Origin of the sequence: Collinsella sp. AF31-11 (assembly GCF_003475605.1) — a bacterium.
Classification (GTDB): domain Bacteria; phylum Actinomycetota; class Coriobacteriia; order Coriobacteriales; family Coriobacteriaceae; genus Collinsella.
On sequence record NZ_QRQS01000005.1, the window covers coordinates 167,263 to 170,943 of the forward strand.

Sequence of the window (3,681 nt, forward strand, 5' to 3'; positions counted from 1 at the left end):
TTAAACAGATCCCTCGTGTACACCTTGTCCGCCACGTCCGCGAGCTCGTCGCTCCAGCGGTTGGCGACGATCACGTCGCAGCCGGCCTTGAAGGCCTCCAGGTCGTGAGTCACCTCGGAGCCGAAGAACTCCGGCGCGTCCAGCGTGGGCTCGTAGACCACCACGGGCACGCCCTTGGCCTTCACGCGCTTCATGACGCCCTGGATGGAGCTCGCGCGGAAGTTGTCGGAGTTTGACTTCATCGTCAGGCGGTACACGCCCACGACCGGCTTCTCCCTGCCCTCGTAGACGCGGTCCCACACCATCTGCAGCACCTCGTCGGCGACGAAGTCCTTGCGGGTGCGGTTGGCATCCACGATGGCCTCGATCAGGTTCTGGGGCACGTCCTTGTAGTTGGCCAGCAGCTGCTTGGTGTCCTTGGGCAGGCAGTAGCCGCCGTAGCCGAAGCTGGGGTTGTTGTAGTGGGAGCCGATGCGCGGCTCCAGGCACACGCCGTCGATTACGTCGCGGGTGTTGAGGCCGCGGACCTCGCAGTAGGTGTCGAGCTCGTTGAAGTAGGCCACGCGCAGCGCCAGGTACGTGTTGGCGAAGAGCTTCACGGCCTCGGCCTCGGTGGTGCCCAGCACCAGCTCGGGGATGCCCTTCGAGCCGTCGGCGTTCAGGCGGTCGAGCTCTGCGGGGTCGGCGCCCTGCGCGAGCAGGCCGGCGAACTTCTCCGCCGCCGCCGCGGCCTCGGCGTCGTCCTTCGGCGCACCGACCACGATGCGGCTGGGGTGCAGGTTGTCGTAGAGCGCCTTGCTCTCGCGCAGGAACTCGGGGCTGAAGATGATCTTGTTGTCTCCCAGTCTCTCGCGCAGGCCCGCCGTGTAGCCGACGGGGATGGTCGACTTGATGACGATCCAGGCGTCCGGGTTAACCGAGCGCACGGCGGCGATGGCGGCCTCGACGGAGCTGGTGTCGAAGAAGTTCCTGTCTGAGTCGTAGTTAGTGGGCGTGGCGATGACGGCGTAGTCGGCGCCCGCGTAGGCCTCGGCCACGTCCACGGTGGCGTGCAGGTCGAGCTGGCGCTCCCCCGCCTTGGCCTCCGCCAGGAAGCGCTCGATCTCGTCGTCCTGGATGGGCGACATATAGTTGTTGATCTTCTCGACCTTCTCGGGAACGATGTCCAGCGCGTGAACCTCGTTGTGCTGCGAGAGCAGGACGGCGAGGGACAGACCGACGTAACCGGTGCCTGCGACAGCAATCTTCATGTCATTCTCCAATTGTCAAAGAGCAATAATCAGCAAGAAAAATGGCCCCTGTTACAGGGCCATGATTTCCTAAATGTTGTAGTAGCGCTTATACCACTTGGCAAAGGCCCTCAGGCCGTCCTCAAGCGGCGTCGCGGGCTTGTAGCCCATGTCGCGCTTGAGCGCCGTGGTGTCGGCGTAGGTGACGGGCACGTCGCCGGGCTGCATGGGCACGAGCTGCTTGTGGACCTCGAAGTCGTAATCGGCCGGGAGCACGCCCTCCTCCACCAGCACGCGCTGCAGCGTGTCGACGAAGTCGAGCAGGTTCTCGGGGTGCGAGTTGCCGATGTTGTAGACGCGGTGCGCGGCGAGCGGCAGGCCGTCCTCGCCCATCTTCACCTCGGGCGCGGCGTCCATGACGCGCCTCACGCCCTCGACGATGTCGTCGACGTAGGTGAAGTCGCGGCGGCAGTCGCCCATGTTGAAGATCTTGATGGTGTCGCCTCGGCGCAGCTTCTCGGTGAAGCCGAAGTAAGCCATGTCGGGCCTGCCCATGGGGCCGTACACGGTGAAGAAGCGCAGGCCGGTGGCCGGGATGGAGTAGAGCTTGGAGTAGGCGGCGGCCATCAGCTCGTTGGACTTCTTGGTGGCGGCGTAGAGCGACACCGGCGAGTCGACGCGGTCCTCCTCGGAGAACGGCACCTTCTTGTTGCCGCCGTAGACCGAGCTGGAGCTGGCGTAGACGAGGTGCCTGACCGAGTGGTGGCGGCAGGCCTCGAGGATGTTGAAGAAGCCGACGAGGTTGCTCTCGAGGTAGGCGCGTGGGTTCTCGATGGAGTAGCGGACGCCCGCCTGGGCGGCGAGGTTCACAACGACGTCGAAGCCGTTCTCCGCGAACAGGCGCTCGATGAGGGCGGCGTCGCACAGGTCGCCGCGCACGAAGGTGAAGCGGCCGTCGGCATCGGCTTCGGCGAGCATGCGAAGGCGCGCGTCCTTGATGCCGGGGTCGTAGTAGCTGTTGAGGTTGTCGAGGCCGACGATTGTGTCATCGGTTTCCTCGAGCAGCTTCCTGACGAGGAATGCGCCGATGAAGCCAGCGGCTCCCGTCACGAGTACTTTTTGATTCGTCATAGTTTCTCTTTCATTAATCAAAATAATTATCCAGGTACTCCCCCAGCTCTTCCTCCCAGTCGGGCATGTGGAAGCCGGCAGCCTCGAGCCTGGACAGGTCGAGCGCGGAGTGGACCGGGCGCGGGGCGACGGGGCCCTCGGCGCTCGCGTAGTAGTCGGCGGTGCTGACCGGCACGACCTTCTCCCCGTTGCCGTTGGCGGCCTCGAAGACGGCGCGGGCGATGTCGGCCCAGGACCTGACCGCGCCGGAGCCGGTGCAGTTATAGGTGCCGTAGGGGGCGTGCGCGTCCAGCACGTGGAAGATGGCCTCGGCCATGTCGCGCGTGAAGGTCAGGCGGCCCAGCTGGTCGTCCACGACGGTGACCCGCTCGAGCCCGTCCTCGGGGTCGGCGACGCGGTCGGAGAGGCCCTTCATCGTCTTGACGAAGTTGTGCCCCTCGCCGATGACCCAGGAGCTGCGCATGATGTAGTGGCGCGGGCACCCGGCCACGGCGATGTCGCCGGCGGCCTTGGTCTGGCCGTAGACGGACAGTGGGGAGAACGGCTCGTCCTCCGTGTGGACCTCGGCAGTGCCGTCGAAGACGTAGTCGGAGGAGACGTGCACGAGCGTGATGCCGTGCTCCGCGCAGGTGCGGGCGAGCAGGGCCGGGCCGGCGGCGTTCGCCTTCCAGGCGGTGGCGCGGCCCTCGGGGGTCTCGGCTTTATCCACGGCCGTGTAGGCGCCGCAGTTGATGACGGTGCCGTAGAGCGACCAGTCGTACTGCGAATAGGCCTCCGGGTCGGACATGTCGAAGGTGTCGATGTCGCAGAAGTCGAAGTCCCTGGCGACGCCGCGCTCCTCGGCGAGCGCGCGCACCGCATGGCCCAGCTGGCCGTTGCAGCCGGTGACGAGGGTACGCTTCGGCGCCATCGGGACGACGTCCCTGAGCATCGGGTGGTTGAGGTCGGCCTCGGATACGGTGGCCTCGTCGAGGGGGATCGGCCACTGGATGTTGAGCTCCGGGTCGGCGAGGTTCACGAAGGTGTAGGTCCTCTTGAGCTCCAGCGACCAGTGGGCGTCCACCAGGTAGGTGTAGGCGGTGCCGTCCTCCAGGGCCTGGAAGGAGTTGCCCACGCCGCGCGGGACGTAGATGGCCTTGCTCGGGTCCAGGGTGCAGGTGTAGACCTTGCCGAAGGTGGCGCTGCCCTCGCGCAGGTCGACCCAGGCGCCGAAGACCGAGCCGCGCGCCACGGAGATGAACTTGTCCCAGGGCTCCGCGTGGATGCCGCGGGTGACGCCGCGGCTGTCGTTGTAGGAGACGTTGTTCTGGACGACGCGGAG

Annotated in this window: 3 protein-coding genes; all 3 read right to left on the reverse strand. The window is 66.0% G+C overall.

Going from position 1 to position 3,681, the window contains the following annotated elements; all coding sequences use genetic code 11:
- Window positions 1–1,250: nucleotide sugar dehydrogenase (locus tag DWZ22_RS04755; RefSeq protein ID WP_118405578.1), on the reverse strand; the 1,250-nt coding region annotated here is incomplete at its 3' end.
- Between the two features lie 69 nt (window positions 1,251–1,319).
- The gene (locus tag DWZ22_RS04760) at window positions 1,320–2,360 is read right to left on the reverse strand and encodes an NAD-dependent epimerase/dehydratase family protein (RefSeq protein ID WP_118405569.1); all 1,041 of its coding nucleotides are present in this window, start codon (window positions 2,358–2,360) and stop codon (window positions 1,320–1,322) included.
- Window positions 2,361–2,373: 13 nt separating this feature from the next.
- The coding region (locus tag DWZ22_RS04765; protein WP_118405570.1) for a sugar nucleotide-binding protein at window positions 2,374–3,681 on the reverse strand (1,308 nt) is incomplete at its 5' end.